Here is a 14624-nt window from a genome sequence, read left to right as displayed (position 1 = left end):
CGAGGACCGGCTGGTGACGATGACGCGGGATCCCTCGATCCGGTTCCGCCCCGGGCCGCCGTTCCGAGCGAGGACCGGCGCCGGTTGTCAGCGGTGGTCCTCACCGTGGATGTCATCGGCGTGGCCGGGGCGGACGACCCCGTGACTGCGAGGTCCGCAGAGGATCAGGCCGCTACCAGCGCTCCCGCGTACGGGCCGCCTACGCCCCAGGCCTGGTGCATCGCATCGGCGAAGGCACCGGCCAGTTTGTGCTCACCGGTGGGGCCGGGGTGGGTGCCGTCGTAGGTGTCCGTGTGGATGTCGTAGCCCGTGGGGTGCGAGGCCAGCAGGACCGGGGACGAGGGGGCGTCGAGGTCGGCGACCACCGTCGCGAGCAGCGTGTTGAAGCGGTCGCACTCGGCGGCGAAGGGGGCGTCGGACTCCGCCCGGATGTTCGGTATGACGGGGAGCAGCACCAGCTTGATCCCGGGGTTCGCGGTGCGGGCGGCAGCGATGAACGCCCGTACGTTCGCGGCTGTCCGAGTGCTGTCCGTGTAGAAGCCGAGGTCTATCAGGCCGAGGGAGACCAGCAGGACGTCGGCGCGGGCCGCCGTGACCGTGTCCGCGATGACGGGGGCCATGTGGAGCCAGCCCTCGCCCCAGCCGGCCAGGTGCCGGCGCGCGGGCGCGGGGAAGGTGGCATCGCCGTAGGTGTGGGAGCACGGGGTGTCCGCCTCGGTGTCGTACAGCGCGGTGCGCGGGCCCGTGATCGCGTACCCGCCGTCGCCGAGGGTCGCTTCGAGGTGCTGCCACATGCGATAACGCCAGGTGAAGTCGCCGGAACGCCCGATGGTCATGGAGTCACCGACGAAGAGAAAGCGCATGGCGACATCATGGCCGATCACGGCTCCGGCCTGCGACGTGACGGTGGACACTTGTGCCATGAGATCGCTGCTGACCGTCTCCGCTGCCGCCGCCCTCCTGTTTGTGACGTGGACGGTGCCCGCCGTCGCGGACGACGGGGGCGAGGCGGATCAGACCTTCACGATCGAGGACACCCGCATCACCGAGTCCAGCGGTCTCGCCGCCAGCCGGATCCACCCCGGGGTCTACTGGACGCACAACGACAGCGAGGACGGGCCGTACGTCTACGCCGTCGACTCCCGGACCGGGAAGACCATCGCGACGATCACCATGGAGGGCGTGGGGGAGCCCCGCGACGTGGAGGCGATCTCGCTGGGACCCGACGGGAATCTGTACGTCGGTGACATCGGCGACAACCTCGACGGCTCCTGGGACCACGTCTGGATCTACCGCTTCCCCGAGCCGAAGCGGCTCGCGGACGCCACGGTGCGGGCGACGCAGTTCGACGTGACGTACGCGGACGGGGCGCGCAACGCCGAGGCGATGATGGTGCACCCCAAGACCGGGCGGGTGTACATCGCCTCGAAGAACGAGGACGGCGGCGGTCTCTACGAGGGCCCGGAGAGGCTGACGGCCGGCGGGGCCAATGTCTTCCGGCGTGTGGGCGAGGTCCCGTGGGTGACGGACGGGGCGTTCTCCCCGGACGGCAGGGACCTGGTGCTGCGCTCCTACTTCAGTACCCGGGGCTATGCCTTCGAGGACGGACGGCTCGGTGCCGACCGTGCGGTGAGCGTGCCGCTCCAGGGCCAGGCCGAGTCGGTGACGTACACGGTGGACGGCTCGGCGATGATGTTCGGCTCCGAGGGGGAGCGCAGCGAAGTGGTGCGTGTGGAGGTGGAGGGCGGCGACGAGGCACCCTCGCCGAACGGCGGGGGCGGCGGGACGTCGTCCGGGGCGGACGGCGAGGACGGGGATGCGAGGACGGGCACGGCGACGGGGGGCGCCGTGGCGGTCGTCGTCATCGTGCTGGCCCTGATCGCGGCCAGACGCCGCCGCGGGTAGAGCGGCCGTCCGGTGCGCACGACCGGCTCGCTCAGATGTCGTCGGTGATCGGCCGCAGTTCGTAGTGGAGTGTGCGGTCACGCTTCAGCCGGTGTGTGAGCGGGACGGCCACGCCCTGGAGCGCCGGGTACTTCCGGGAGAGTGTCCGGGCGGCATGGGTGTTCTCCTTCGTGTTCTGCTGCAGGAGCCGTGCCCAGGCCTTCACCGGTGGTCCGGTCGGCGCGCCCCGCACGGTGGACGGGGCGATCTCCACCACCGGGTGGTTGCGCATCCGGTCGACCTTCCAGGCCGAGGAGAACGTACGGATGTAGGCGTGGTCGCCCTCGACGGCGATGCTGACGGGGGTGCGGGCAGCTGATCCGTCCGGCCTGCGGCTGCTGAGCAGGACGGTGTACTGCTTCACGAAAGGCTCCAGTTCGGGGATCGTCTCCATGTATCCATGGTGCATGAAAACGGGGTGATCCGGGCCTTTCGGTTTACTCTTCCGCGCGCTGCCGGACCAGCGTCTCGAAGCCTTCGAGGAGGCGGCCGAGGCCGAACGCGAAGTGGTCGAAGTCGGATCCGAACGCGTCCTCCGACAGGGCGGCCATCTGCGGATAGTCCCCGCTCAGCATGGCCCGCTCCAGGTAGGGGTGCTGCCCGTTCCAGAAATCGGCGTCGCTCAGGCCCGTCTCCCGGGCTGCCTCCACCGCGTGGTTCTCGGTGCGGGCGAGACCCTCGACGAAGCTGTTCACCGTGATGATCACGCTGATCAGCTCGGGACCGGTGAGGCCCATGCCCCGGAGGCCGGTCAGTGCGAGTTCGAGGCTGCGCAGAGCGCTCGGGCCGAGGACCGTGCGCGCCTGGTTGATCTTGAGGAGCCATGGGTGGGCGTGGAGGGTGGCCCGGTAGGTGTGGGCCATGACGTCGACGGCTGTCCGCCAGTCCTCCGGCACCTCCGAGGCGTCCGTGGCGAGCGGTTCGCCCTGGACGCGGTCGAGCATCAGGTCGAGCAGTTCGGCCTTGCCGGGGACGTAGCGGTAGAGCGTCATCGTGCCGGTGCCGAGTTCGGTGGAGAGCCGGCGCATCGACAGCGAGTCGAGGCCCTCCGTGTCTGCGATCCCGACGGCCGTGGCGACGATCCGGTCGAGCGTGAGGCCGGGCTTGGGGCCGCGGCTGGGGCGTTCGCCGGTGCCCCAGAGGAGCTCCAGGCTGCGGGCGATGTCGCCGCTCCCCGTGGTGGTGCCGCCTGCCGGTTCGCTCTTCGTCATGGCCACAGGGTAAGCCTCTGTCGTAAAACTGAGTACGGCGTACTCGAATTCGGGTACGGTGTACCCAGTTGTAGGGGAGACGCGAAGGGGAGTGAACGTCATGTCCGCATCCGGACATGCGGTGCTGGCCGAGAGGGTCGTGAAGCGGTACGGGGCGAGGAAGGGGGCCGCGGAGAGACGCGCGCTCGACGGCTTCGACCTCGCGGTCCGCCCCGGGACCGTGCACGGGCTGCTCGGTCCGAACGGTGCCGGCAAGACCACCGCCGTGCGGGTCCTCGCGACCCTGCTGCGGTTCGACGGGGGCCGGGCCGAGGTCGCCGGGCTGGACGTGGCGCGCGAGCCGCAGCGCGTCAGGAGCCGGATCGGGCTCGCCGGGCAGTACGCGGCCGTGGACGAGGTCCTCACGGGCCGGCAGAACCTGGAGATGTTCGGCCGCCTCTTCCACCTGGGCGGCGGGGCCCGGCGGCGGGCCGGTGAGCTGTTGGAGCAGTTCGACCTGGTGGAGGCCGGGGGCAAGGGTGTCGCGGAGTACAGCGGAGGGATGCGGCGGCGACTCGACCTGGCCGCCTCGATGATCCTCGCACCCACTGTGCTGTTCCTGGACGAGCCGACCACCGGGCTCGACCCCCGGGGCCGGGGCGAGGTCTGGGGCGCCGTACAGGCACTCGTGGCCGGCGGTACGACGGTGCTGCTGACCACGCAGTACCTCGACGAGGCGGACAAGCTCGCCTCGCACATCACCGTCATCGACCGCGGGCGGGCCATCGCCGACGACAGTCCGGACGGGCTCAAGGACCGAATCGGGGGCGACCGGATCGAGGTCGTCGCCGTGGAGCCGGCCGACCTCCCGGCGGTGGCGAAGGCCGTGGACCGGGTGGCGGGCGGCGGGCTGGTGGTGACGGAAGTGGCGGATCGTCGCGTGCACGCCCAGGTCGCCGACCGCGTGGCCGCGCTGACCGAGATCGCACGGGCACTCCAGGACGGAGGGATCGCAGTGGAGGACATCGGACTGCGCAGGCCGAGCCTGGACGACGTGTTCCTGCGGCTGACGGGACACGGGGCGAAGGCCCCCACAGGAACGGAGGACGCGGCATGACCGCGCTCGGACTGCATGCCACCACCGGCCGCGAGCGGGGCCGTGCGTACTGGGCACTCGCCGACTGCTGGAACGTCACCCGCCGCAGCCTCACCCACTACCAGCGGCAGCCTCTCGCGATCATCTGGCAGCTCGGCTTCCCGATCATTTCCGTGCTGCTGTACGGCTATGTGTTCGGCAGTGCGATGAAGGTGCCCGGGGGCGGCGACTACCGGGAGTTCCTGATGCCCGGCATGTTCGCCACGACCATGGCGATGGGCTTCATGAGCACCGCGATGGCCGTGGTCACCGACGCGGGCAAGGGGGTCATCGACCGCTTCCGGTCGATGCCGATGGCCCCGTCCGCCGTCGCCGCCGGCCGCGGGGTCGCGGACCTCGTGGTGGCCTGCGCCGAGCTGGTGATCCTGGCGGCCACGGCGCTGGCGATCGGCTGGCGGGCGGGAGGCGGCCCGGTGGAGGCCGTAGGAGCGTTCGGGCTGCTCCTGCTGCTGCGGTTCAGCCTGATCTGGGTGGGGGTCTGGCTGGGGCTGCTCGTCCCGAACGCGGAATCGGCGGGCGGTCTGTACGCCGTGGCCTTCCCCGTCACGATGATCTCCAGCGCGCTGGTCGCCCCCTCGCTGATGCCGGGCTGGCTGGGCACGGTCGCCGCCTGGAACCCGGTCTCCTCCACCGTCACCGCCGCCCGGCAGCTGTTCGGCAACCCGGTGGCGAGTGGTGGCACCTGGGTCGAGGAACACGCGCTGCTGATGTCGCTGGTGTGGCCGCTGGTGATCACACTGGTGTTCCTGCCGCTCGCGGTGCGCAGATTCCAGCGGCTCAGCCGCTGACGCCGCATAGGCTCCGGCCCATGCAGGTCAACAAGGCTCCCGAGCCCTTCTCCACCGCCCGTCTCGACGCGCTCCCGCTCGACGTCGCGTACGCGGAAGAGATGGCCGCGGTCCTCTTCGACCCCGCCCTCCACGCCTACACGGGAGGCGCCCCGGAGGACGCCGGTGCCCTGCGCGCCCGCTACGAGCGCCAGGGTGCCGGCTCGCCCGACCCCGCAGAGCTCTGGTGGAACTGGGTGCTCCGGGTGCGTGGCGACGGTGGCCTGGCCGGTTATGTCCAGGCCACCGTGCGCGGGGAGCGGGCGGAGGTGGCCTGGGTGGTCGGGACCCGGTGGCAGGGCAGGGGATACGCGAAGGAGGCGGCGGTGGCCCTGGTCCGGCACCTGCTGGACCAGGGCTCCGTCCGGACCGTCGTGGCCCACATCCACCCGGACCACGCGGCCTCCGCCGCCGTGGCCGCCGCCGCGGGACTGCGGCCGACAGCCGAGCGGGAGGACGGCGAGGTGCGATGGCGGCGGGACGGGCCCCGGGAGACCGGGCCGGGGCGGGCGGCAGGCTCCGGGCGCGGTCTCTGACCGTCGCGGATCACGAGGGGGCGGGTGTTACGGGCCTTCGGCGAGCCCGGCCTGCTTCTCCTCGGCCCCCCTCAGGCAGGGAAACGGCCCCGCACACCGAGGTGTACGAGGCCGTCCCGGAGGCGTGAGCGTCAGAGCTTGTCGATCACGTAGTCGATGCAGGCGGTGAGTGCCTGGACGTCCGCCGGGTCGATCGCCGGGAACATCGCGACGCGCAGCTGGTTGCGGCCCAGCTTGCGGTACGGCTCCGTGTCGACGATGCCGTTGGCGCGGAGCACCTTGGCGACGGCCGCCGCGTCGATGCCGTCCTCGAAGTCGATGGTGCCGATGACCTGCGAGCGCTTCGCCGGGTCGGTGACGAACGGGGTGGCGTACTTGGACTCCTCGGCCCAGCCGTACAGGTGCTGCGAGGACGCGGCCGTGCGGCCGGTCGTGAAGTCCAGACCGCCCTGGGTGTTCATCCACTTCAGCTGCTCGTTCAGCAGGAAGAGGGTGGCCAGTGCCGGGGTGTTGTACGTCTGGTTCTTCAGGGAGTTGTCGATCGCCGTGGGCAGCGAGAAGAACTCCGGGACGTGGCGGCCCGAGGCGTGGACGCGCGCGGCGCGGTCCAGGGCGGCGGGGGAGAACACGCCGATCCACAGGCCGCCGTCGGAGGCGAAGGACTTCTGCGGGGCGAAGTAGTAGACGTCCGTCTCGGTGATGTCGACCGGCAGGCCGCCCGCGCCGGAGGTGGCGTCCACCAGGACGAGGGAGCCCTCGTCGGCGCCCGCGACTCGCTTGACCGGGGCTGCGACACCCGTCGAGGTCTCGTTGTGGGTGAAGGCGTAGACGTCGACGCCCGCCTCGGCCCGCGGGTCCGGGTGGGTACCCGGGTCCGCGGCGATGACGGTCGGGTCGGCCAGCCACGGGGCCAGCTTGGCGGCCTTCGCGAACTTCGACGAGAACTCGCCGAAGTTCAGGTGCTGGGACTTGTTCTCGATCAGACCGTGCGTCGCGACGTCCCAGAAGGCGGTGGAGCCGCCGTTGCCCAGGACGACCTCGTATCCCTCGGGGAGGGAGAAGAGGCTGCGCACGCCGTCGCGTACCTCGCCGACCAGGTTCTTGACCGGGGCCTGGCGGTGGGAGGTACCGAGAAGAGAGGTGCCGGTCGCGGCCAGCGCGTCGACCGCCTCCGTCCGCACCTTGGAGGGACCGGCGCCGAAACGTCCGTCGGCGGGCTTGAGGTCTGCGGGAATCTGGATGTCAGCCACGATCCGGAGCGTAGTCCCTCCGGAAGCGGCCGGGGACCGTGTCCGTCGGATGAGACGCGAGCTCCGGATCGTGGATGACCGGTGCGGGCCCGGATCAGCCCAGGTCGACCGGGAGCTCGTACAGGTCGTTCTGAGTCAGAATCGGCTTGTTCCGCAGTGCGGAGGCCGGTACCGCGAGGTCGAGCTCGGGGAAGCGCTCGTACAGCGCGGGCAGTGCGACCCCCGCCTCCAGCCGGGACAGCGCGGCGCCCGGACAGATGTGCGGACCGTGGCCGAAGGCGATGTGACGGTTCGGGGAGCGGGTGATGTCGAACTCACCGGCGGTCGGCCCGTACTGCGCCTCGTCGCGGCCCAGCGCGCCGAAGGAGACGATCAGGGCCTCACCCTTCGGCAGGACCTTGTCGCCGACCTCGATGTCCTCGGTCGCGAAACGGATCATCACGTGCGAGGTCGGGGTGTTCCAGCGCAGGGTCTCCTCGATGACGTTCTCCCACGGCACCTCACCGCTCAGCACGCGCTCGCGCTGCTCGGGGTGGGTCTGGAGCGCCTCGACGACATTGACGACCAGGCTGATCGTGGTCTCGTGACCGGCCGCGATGATCAGCTGCAGCGTGTTGACGATCTCCTCGTTGCTGAGGTGGTCGTCGTCCTCGGCGGCCGCGATCAGGGCGCTGGTCAGGTCGTCGCCCGGGTTCGCCCGCTTGTCGTCGACGAACTTCGTGAAGAGCGTGCCGAGGTCCGCCAGGATCTGCGGGACCTCCTCCGGTGGGGTCTGCGTCGAGAAGAACTTCTCGAACAGCTCCTTGAGCCGGGGGTGGTCGGCCGCGCCCACGCCCATCAGCTCGCTGATGACGTTCATCGGCAGCGGATAGGCGAACTCCGCCTTCAGATCGACCGTCTCGCCCCTGGGCATCGCGGCGAGCCGGTCCAGGGAGGCGTTCGTCAGGGCCTCGATGCCGGTCCGCAGCCGCTCCACCCGCTTCACGGTCAGCGCCTGTGCGACCAGACTGCGCAGTCTGCGGTGCTCGGCGCCGTCCACCGTCAGCATGGAGCGGCCCGGGTTGACGAGACCGATCAGCGGCCAGTCCATCGGGATCTCGCCGCGCTGCCAGGCGTTCCAGACGTTGATGTCCTTGACCACACGGCTGTCGGTGAGCAGCTGGCGGGCCTCGGCGTGATGCGTCACCGCGTAGCAGTGCACCCCGCCGGGGAGCTCCACCTCGGCCAGCGGGCCCGCGGCGCGCAGCGCGGCGCTCTCGGCGTCGAGGTCGGCGACTAAGGGATCGAGGGCGATTCGGGTCATTTCTGGCCTCCGAGTGCGGGTGCGGGCGTGAAGTGCACAGGCAGGTTCCTCAGGCCGCTGCGCCACGGGCTCGGGAACCGGCCGAGCTGGTTCTCGGGGACGGAGAGGTCCACGTCGGGCAGCCGGTCCAGGAGGACCTCGATCCCCGTGCGGGCGATGACTTCGGCGGTCTCCTGTGCCGGGAACGGGCAGCGGTGCTCGCCGTGGCCGAAGGAGAGGAAGGCGTTGTTGCCACCGGTCAGGGCGGAGCCGTCGGTGCGTACCTGCGGGTCGCTGTTCGCGGCGGCGATGCCGAGGATCAGCAGATCGCCGGCGCGGATGTGCTGTCCGCCGAGGCGCGTGTCGCGGGAGGCCCAGCGGCCGGCCGCGTTCTGGGCGGGGGTGTCCTCCCAGAGCACTTCGTTCATCGCCTCGGCGACGCTGTGCCGGCCGCCGGAGAGCGAGGCGGCGAAGCGGTCGTCGGTGAGCATCAGCCGCAGCGAGTTGCCCATCCAGTCGGCTGTCGGCTGGTGGCCCGCTGTGATGATCACCATGAGGTCCTCAGTGACCTCCTCGCTGCTGAAGCCGTCCAGGTTCTGGAGCATCCGGGTCGCGACGTCGTCGCCGGGCTCGGCGTGCTTGTCGGCGACCAGTTGCACCATGGACGAGCCCAGGTGCTGCTGTCCGGCCAGCGCGCGCTCGCCGCCGTCGATCATGTCGTTGATCGATACGACGAGCGCGGCCCCGACCTCGTCGCTGAAGCCGAAGAGCTTCGCGAGGACGCGGGCCGGGAGCAGCATCGCGTACTCGGCGATGATGTCGGCGCGGCCGATGGCGCAGAACCGGTCGATGAGATCGTCGGCGAACTCCTCGGCGTACCCCTTCAGAGCGAACGGGTCGACGGCCTCCAGCGCGTTGCTGATCATGGTCGCGCGGACGCTGTGCCGTTCACCGACCGTGTAGAGGATCGACGGCTGCTTGCGGCCGATCATCGGCAGCAGCGGCCAGCCCTCCGGGATGTTGTCCCACTGGTTCCACAGCTCCGAGTCCCGGCTGAAGAGCACCGGGTCGTTGGTGACCTGGTGCAGTTCGCGGTAGCCGATGATCAGCCAGGCGGGTATGTCGCCGTCGAGCACGACAGGGGCCACGGTGCCGTGGTCGCGGCGCATGGTCCGGTACGTCTGTGCGGGGTCGGTGTGGAACCGTGGCCCGGAGAGGGGTACGGAACCGTGGGGTACGGGGCACTGGGTCACAGCGTTGGCTCCGGGGTCTTTGCGGCCGCCGGGGCAGGGCTTCCTGCCAGGGCCGCGGTGGCGGCCTTCGTACGGGCGACGGAGAGTGCGTGGAGGTGCTCGACCAGCGTGATCAGGACGTACTTGCTGGAGGAACGGTCCCGGGCGTCGCACTCGACGAGCGGGACGTCGGGGGAGAGGTCGAGGGCCTCGCGGATCTGCTGCTCGCTGTGGAGCGGTCCGCCGAAGTCGTTGCACGCGACGATGAACGGCGTGCCGTGGTGCTCCAGCCGGTCGATCGCGTACCAGGAGTCGGCGAGCCGGCGGGTGTCGACGAGGACCACGGCGCCCAGGGTGCCTGAGAAGAGGCGGTCCCACAGGAACCAGAAGCGTTCCTGTCCGGGCGCGCCGAAGAGATACAGGACCGAACGCGCGTCGAGCGTGATGCGGCCGAAGTCGAAGGCGACCGTGGTGGACGTCTTGGAGTGCACACCGTCGAGGTCGTCGACGGCCTCGCCCGCGCGGGTCATGGTCTCTTCCGTGTTGAGCGGACGGATCTCGCTCACGGATCGGACCATGGTGGTCTTGCCGACCCCGAAGCCGCCGACAACGACGATCTTCAGTCCGTTGTCGGCCGTCGCCTGCAGGGCGGCACGGTCAGAGGTTGCGGAGTCCAACGAGCACCTGTTCCAGGGTGGCGGTGTCGGGGAGCCGGTCCTCGACACGGGCGTTACGGGGGTGGCGGGCGCTGATCCGGCCGGTGTCGAGCAGGTCGCACAGCATGATGCGGACGATGCTGACGGGCAGTCGCAGGGTGGCCGAGATCTCGACGACCGCGGTGGGGCTGTGGCACATCCGCAGGATCGCGACGTGTTCCGACTGCATCCCGGGGCTCGGTTCGCACTCGGTGACGATGAGTGTGACGAGGTCGAACGCGGCCGAGTCGGACCGGCTGCGGCCACCCGTGAGGGTGTACAGCCGGTCCGGGTCGTCGTCGCGTCCCGGGCGGGGGCGCGGGAGGGACGTCATACGGCCGCGGTTCCCGCGGCCGGGCCCGCCGCGTCTCCGGGCCCGGCGGGGTCGCGCGGCGGGGCGACGAGGTATTCGCCGAGCTGCTCGACGAGTTCGCTCATGTTGTGGCCGACGAGGCCGACGTCGGAGTCCTCCGCCGCCACGACCGCCAGGTGGGCGCCCGCGCCCGCCTCGACGATGAACAGCACGCCGCCGTAGAACTCGGTCATCGCGGACCGTACGCCGCCGGTGCCGTCGCCGAACTCGATGGACGCGCCGTGCGACAGACTCTGGATGCCGGCGGAGATCGCGGCCAGCTGGTCCGCCTGGTCGACGGAGAGTTCGGGCGTCCGGCACAGTTTCAGGCCGTCCCGGGACAGGACCAGGGCGTGCCGGGCGCCGGGCGTGCGTTCCAGCAGCCCCTCCAGCAGCCAGTTGAGCTTCTCGTCCGTGGTCGCGGTCATCGGGTGTTGCCTTCCGGGTGCGGGGAATTGGCTCGTACCGCCTGGCTGAAGGTGCTGAAGCGGGCAGCCTGCACCTTCGCGTCGGTGGTACGGGGCCGGGGGGACTCGGCTCCGCCGGGGGCGGCATTGCCGGTACGGGCTTCGGCGGCGGCCAGGGTACGGCCTCGGCGGCGCTTGGGGAGGCCGCTGTCACCGAACTGGGGGACGGAACCGGTGGATTCGGACGCGGAGTCCTGGTTCTCCGGGGCGGCGTCCGTGCGTGACACGGGCCCGGGGGAGTCCGCCGCCGCGGTGGCCGGGGCCCGGTTCTCCGTGTCCGGCGTCGCGTGGTCCGGCTCGGGCTCGGGGTGCCGGGTGGGCTCCGGGCGGGGAGCGGGCGTGGACGTACGGGAGATGAGCTCCTGCGGCAGCATCATCAGCGCGCCCGTGCCGCCGCGCGCCGACGGACGGAAGGAGACGGTGAGGCCGTGCTTCCTGGCCAGCCGGCCGACGACGGCGAGGCCGAGCCGGGTGCCGGAGATACCGGTGAGGTCCTGGTTGGCGGCGGACACGGCCCGCTCGGCGCGGCGCAGCTGCACATCGCTCATCACCAGGCCGCTGTCCTCGACGGTGACGACGATGCCCGCCGGGACCTCCTCGACGTACACATGTACCTCGGCGGTGGGCGGCGAGAAGTTGGCGGCGTTGTCGAGGAGCTCGGCCAGGGCGTGCATGACGCCCTCGGCGGCGTGGCCCGCTATCGCCACATCACTGGTCGAATGGAGGCGGACGCGCTGGTAGCCGCCGATGCGGCCCATCGCGCCGCGCAGGATCGACTCCATCACGATCGGCTTGGCCCAGCGGCGCCCGGAGCGCGCACCGGTCAGCACGGCGATGGAGTCGGCGAGACGGCCGGCCTGGGCCGTGCGGTGGTCCAGGTGCAGCAGATCGCCGAGTACGTCCTCGGCGGTGTGCCGGTGCTCCATCTCGCGCAGGTCGGCCAGCATGCTCGTGGCCAGGGCCTGCATCCGGCCCGCGGCGTTGGCGGAGGCGGCGATCGCCGCGGAGCGCTCGTTCTCGGCGCGCCGGGCGCGGGCGGTGAGCCGGGCGGCCTCGGCGGTGAGCCGCTCGGCCTGCTCGGCGGCCTCGACGGTGACCCGGGCGACCCGGTCGTCCGCCTCGGCGGTGACCCGGGCCGCCTCGGCGGAGGCGGCCGCTCTGATCCGGGCGGTATCCGCGGTGAAGCGCTGGGCCTCGGCGGCGGAGGTCGAGACGAGGCGGGAGGTCTCGGCGGTGAAGCGGTCGGAGTCGGCGGCCCGCAGGGCGCGGAGGTTGCGGGCGGTGGCGAGCGTGCGGACCGTGACGGTCACCGCGACACACAGCAGCACGGCGGCGGATCCCGCCCCCCACGCGAGCGGGATCCGTACCGAGGCGGGTGCGGCGGCGACGGCCCACAAGCACAGAGAACCGGTGACGGCTGCCGAGATCAGCAGGGCGAGTGCGGTCGGCCGGAGTGAAGGGCGCAATCGGAGTCCTCGGGGCGGACGGTGCGGAGGGCAGGGCAGGTAGGGCGAGAGGGGTAATCGGGATATTCCGGTGTGATGAGGGTGAAAGAACCACAAGTGGAACTGATCGTCCCTGATCAAGTCATCGCAACTATAAGAGAACTGACGACTTGTTTGGGAGGTCCTTGTGGCTACTTCTGCATGAGATTCGGCTGGAACTGACTCCAGTCGCGTGGTGCGGCGGGTGTTCCCCGGGGTGAGCGGCGGGTTGCGTGGATGGTTGGCGGCGTATGTGGCGCTATGCCCCCTGTGTGCTGCTTGATTTATCACCATCGTCGCCCGTGGGCCGGTGGCCAGCTAGTGTGAGCGCTTCGGTGCAGTCGGCCTGCCAGGTCGACAAGGCCGTACGACACACCGCGCGCCTTGAAGGGGGAGGCGCCGCGTGGCCCCGACGGAGGACGCAGGCAACCGTGGACGCGCAAGGCCGTGGGCGGGACGAGGGTATCGACCCCGCAGACCAGTGGGTACTCAACCCCGACACCGGTGATTACGAACTGCGACTGACCGCCTCCCCAGGGCGATCATCCGCGCCGACCGGTACGTCCGACGTCAGACCGCCCGCACCGCGCCGCAGGTCGAAACCGGAGACGACGCCGCCCGGCCGGGCCACCGTGCCCGGTCAGCGTGGTGGGCGCCGGGGTGCCGGTGGCGGACGGGACCGGGGCGAGTCGCGCAAGCAGGGGAGCCGGGCCGCCGCACCGGCGGCCACCGGGCGCCGCAAGGCGAAGCCCCAGAAGTCCGGCAAGAAGAAGGCCCTGGTGTGGACCGGCGGCGTGCTCGCTTTCCTGATGGTGGGCGTCGGCACCACGGGGTACCTCGTGTATCAGCACTTCAACGGCAACATCACCGCCATCTCCACCGACGGGGCGGGCACCGGTGGCTTCAGCAAGGACCGGGCCATCAACGTCCTCGTCATCGGGACCGACAAGCGGACCGGCGAGGGCAACGAGGGATACGGCGACGCGGGGAGCGTCGGCCACGCCGACACCAACATCCTCTTCCACGTCTCCAAGGACCGTACGAACGCGACCGCGCTGAGCATCCCGCGTGACCTGATAGCGGACATCCCCAAATGCCCGACGGAACTGGAGAACGGGGAGAAGAAGGACATCCCCGCGACCCCCGGAGGGCGCTTCAACACCAGTCTGGGACAGTCCGACCGCACCCCCAGTTGCACCATGCGCACCGTCACCGAGCTCACCGGCATCGAGGTCGACCACTTCATGGTTGCCGACTTCAACGCGGTCAAGTCCCTGACGACCGCCGTCGGAGGCGTGGACGTCTGCCTCGCCAAGGACATCAACGACAAGGACTCCCACCTCAAGCTGTCGCAGGGGGAGCACACCCTCAAGGGCGAGCAGGCCCTGGCCTTCCTGCGTACACGGCACTCCGTCGGATTCGGCAGCGACCTGAGCCGCATCGAGATCCAGCAGCAGTTCCTCGGCTCGCTGATGCGCAAGCTGAAGTCCAGCGAAACCCTGACCAGCCCCACCAAGATGTGGTCACTCGCGGAGGCAGCCACCAAGGCGCTGACCGTCGACGAGAAGATCGACGACATAAACCAGCTCCGCAAGCTGGGCATGGAGCTGGCGTCGGTCGACCCCAAGAACATCACCTTCACCACGGTCCCGGTACTGGACAACCCGAACGACGAGGCCACCGTCATCCTCGACGAGTCCAAGGCCCCGCAGGTCTTCTCGATGATGCGCGAGGACGTCTCGTTCACCGCGGTGGAGAAGCAGGAGAAGGCCGAGGCCAAGGCCAAGGAGCAGGCCAAGCTGAAGGGCGAGATGGCCGAGGCGGCGGACGTGCGGGTCGACGTCTTCAACGGCGGCGCCCCCGCCGGCTCCGCGCAGAACGCCCTGGACTGGCTGCAGAACGACCAGGGCGTCCTGAAGTCCACGAACCAGGCGAACGCGCCGGAGGACGTGAAGAAGACCCAGCTCGTCTACGCCCCCAACCAGGCGGATCAGGCCCGCCGGCTGGCGGACATGATGGGCCTGTCGGCCTCGGCCCTCAAGCCGACGACGACGGACGCGGGCGAGATGGACCCGATGAAGCTGACCCTGGGCCCGGACTACAAGACGGCGGGCAGCCCGCTCTCGGCCCCGGAGAAGGCGCCGGACGACATCCAGCGCGTGGAAGCGGACAAGGCGGTCTGCGCCAAGTAGGACCGACCGGCCCCGCA

15 protein-coding genes are annotated in these 14624 nt (G+C 70.6%); 5 read left to right on the top strand and 10 right to left on the bottom strand.

Translation table 11 applies throughout. The features are described 5' to 3' along the window. Positions 1–164: 164 nt before the first annotated feature. Positions 165–923 (bottom strand): GDSL-type esterase/lipase family protein, encoded by a 759-nt coding sequence (locus tag ACWD04_RS08745; protein WP_451129564.1) that lies wholly within the window; start codon positions 921–923, stop codon positions 165–167. Here ACWD04_RS08745 and ACWD04_RS08740 point away from each other — a divergent pair. Continuing rightward, the gene (locus ACWD04_RS08740; RefSeq protein WP_451129562.1) at positions 922–1905 is read left to right on the top strand and encodes a WD40 repeat domain-containing protein; all 984 of its coding nucleotides are present in this window, start codon (positions 922–924) and stop codon (positions 1903–1905) included. The genes ACWD04_RS08745 and ACWD04_RS08740 overlap by 2 nt on opposite strands. 31 nt (positions 1906–1936) lie before the next feature. On the opposite strand, the gene ACWD04_RS08735 is transcribed toward ACWD04_RS08740, so the two are convergent. Then, positions 1937–2338, bottom strand: coding sequence for a PPOX class F420-dependent oxidoreductase (locus ACWD04_RS08735; protein ID WP_451129560.1), 402 nt, complete (start codon positions 2336–2338; stop codon positions 1937–1939). Between the two features lie 43 nt (positions 2339–2381). After that, positions 2382–3155: a TetR/AcrR family transcriptional regulator gene (locus ACWD04_RS08730; protein ID WP_451129558.1), complete on the bottom strand. Its 774-nt coding sequence runs from the start codon at positions 3153–3155 to the stop codon at positions 2382–2384. 100 nt (positions 3156–3255) lie between these two features. Between ACWD04_RS08730 and ACWD04_RS08725 the strand changes: the two genes are divergently transcribed. Genes ACWD04_RS08725 through ACWD04_RS08715 form a run of 3 tightly spaced genes read left to right on the top strand, consistent with a single transcriptional unit; the run spans position 3256 to position 5653 of the window. After that, on the top strand, positions 3256–4251 hold the full coding sequence (locus tag ACWD04_RS08725; protein WP_451129556.1) for an ATP-binding cassette domain-containing protein: 996 nt from the start codon (positions 3256–3258) through the stop codon (positions 4249–4251). Beyond that, positions 4248–5078: an ABC transporter permease gene (locus ACWD04_RS08720; RefSeq protein WP_451129554.1), complete on the top strand. Its 831-nt coding sequence runs from the start codon at positions 4248–4250 to the stop codon at positions 5076–5078. Before ACWD04_RS08725 ends, ACWD04_RS08720 begins: the two co-directional genes overlap by 4 nt. Positions 5079–5098: 20 nt before the next feature. Then, complete coding sequence (locus ACWD04_RS08715) at positions 5099–5653, top strand: GNAT family N-acetyltransferase (RefSeq protein ID WP_451129552.1); 555 nt, start codon at positions 5099–5101, stop codon at positions 5651–5653. Between the two features lie 131 nt (positions 5654–5784). Here the strand turns inward: ACWD04_RS08715 and serC are convergent, their stop codons facing one another. The 7 genes from serC to ACWD04_RS08680 form a co-directional block, all read right to left on the bottom strand. Further along, positions 5785–6903 carry a phosphoserine transaminase gene (serC, locus tag ACWD04_RS08710; RefSeq protein WP_451129550.1) on the bottom strand — a complete coding sequence of 373 codons (1119 nt, stop codon included), beginning with the start codon at positions 6901–6903 and terminating at the stop codon, positions 5785–5787. A gap of 94 nt (positions 6904–6997) precedes the next feature. Then, positions 6998–8206 (bottom strand): cytochrome P450 family protein, encoded by a 1209-nt coding sequence (locus tag ACWD04_RS08705; protein WP_451129548.1) that lies wholly within the window; start codon positions 8204–8206, stop codon positions 6998–7000. Continuing rightward, the gene (locus ACWD04_RS08700) at positions 8203–9438 is read right to left on the bottom strand and encodes a cytochrome P450 (RefSeq protein WP_451129546.1); all 1236 of its coding nucleotides are present in this window, start codon (positions 9436–9438) and stop codon (positions 8203–8205) included. The genes ACWD04_RS08705 and ACWD04_RS08700 overlap by 4 nt, the downstream gene beginning before the upstream one ends. Beyond that, on the bottom strand, positions 9435–10094 hold the full coding sequence (locus ACWD04_RS08695; RefSeq protein WP_451129544.1) for a GTP-binding protein: 660 nt from the start codon (positions 10092–10094) through the stop codon (positions 9435–9437). The genes ACWD04_RS08700 and ACWD04_RS08695 overlap by 4 nt, the downstream gene beginning before the upstream one ends. Beyond that, positions 10075–10446 carry a DUF742 domain-containing protein gene (locus tag ACWD04_RS08690; RefSeq protein WP_451129542.1) on the bottom strand — a complete coding sequence of 124 codons (372 nt, stop codon included), beginning with the start codon at positions 10444–10446 and terminating at the stop codon, positions 10075–10077. The genes ACWD04_RS08695 and ACWD04_RS08690 overlap by 20 nt, the downstream gene beginning before the upstream one ends. Then, a complete protein-coding gene (locus ACWD04_RS08685; protein WP_451129540.1) occupies positions 10443–10892 on the bottom strand; it encodes a roadblock/LC7 domain-containing protein in 450 nt (149 codons plus the stop codon). Before ACWD04_RS08685 ends, ACWD04_RS08690 begins: the two co-directional genes overlap by 4 nt. Continuing rightward, positions 10889–12397: an ATP-binding protein gene (locus tag ACWD04_RS08680; RefSeq protein ID WP_451129538.1), complete on the bottom strand. Its 1509-nt coding sequence runs from the start codon at positions 12395–12397 to the stop codon at positions 10889–10891. The genes ACWD04_RS08685 and ACWD04_RS08680 overlap by 4 nt, the downstream gene beginning before the upstream one ends. A 449-nt stretch (positions 12398–12846) precedes the next feature. Between ACWD04_RS08680 and ACWD04_RS08675 the strand changes: the two genes are divergently transcribed. Then, positions 12847–14607 (top strand): LCP family protein, encoded by a 1761-nt coding sequence (locus ACWD04_RS08675; RefSeq protein WP_451129536.1) that lies wholly within the window; start codon positions 12847–12849, stop codon positions 14605–14607. Positions 14608–14624 lie beyond the last annotated feature (17 nt).

The sequence above is a fragment of the Streptomyces sp. NPDC002911 genome (assembly GCF_053591835.1).
The sequence above is the reverse complement of the archived record's forward strand: the minus strand, read 5'-3'. Positions and strand labels throughout refer to the sequence as shown.

Bases quoted from the DNA above. Each gene is read 5' to 3' on its own strand.
- ACWD04_RS08745 (WP_451129564.1), bottom strand. From the start codon at position 923: ATGGCACAAGTGTCCACCGTCACGTCGCAGGCCGGAGCCGTGATCGGC.
- ACWD04_RS08730 (WP_451129558.1), bottom strand. From the start codon at position 3,155: ATGACGAAGAGCGAACCGGCAGGCGGCACCACCACGGGGAGCGGCGAC.
- ACWD04_RS08725 (WP_451129556.1), top strand. From the start codon at position 3,256: ATGTCCGCATCCGGACATGCGGTGCTGGCCGAGAGGGTCGTGAAGCGG.
- ACWD04_RS08735 (WP_451129560.1), bottom strand. From the start codon at position 2,338: ATGGAGACGATCCCCGAACTGGAGCCTTTCGTGAAGCAGTACACCGTC.
- ACWD04_RS08705 (WP_451129548.1), bottom strand. From the start codon at position 8,206: ATGACCCGAATCGCCCTCGATCCCTTAGTCGCCGACCTCGACGCCGAG.
- ACWD04_RS08715 (WP_451129552.1), top strand. From the start codon at position 5,099: ATGCAGGTCAACAAGGCTCCCGAGCCCTTCTCCACCGCCCGTCTCGAC.
- ACWD04_RS08685 (WP_451129540.1), bottom strand. From the start codon at position 10,892: ATGACCGCGACCACGGACGAGAAGCTCAACTGGCTGCTGGAGGGGCTG.
- ACWD04_RS08690 (WP_451129542.1), bottom strand. From the start codon at position 10,446: ATGACGTCCCTCCCGCGCCCCCGCCCGGGACGCGACGACGACCCGGAC.
- ACWD04_RS08740 (WP_451129562.1), top strand. From the start codon at position 922: ATGAGATCGCTGCTGACCGTCTCCGCTGCCGCCGCCCTCCTGTTTGTG.
- ACWD04_RS08720 (WP_451129554.1), top strand. From the start codon at position 4,248: ATGACCGCGCTCGGACTGCATGCCACCACCGGCCGCGAGCGGGGCCGT.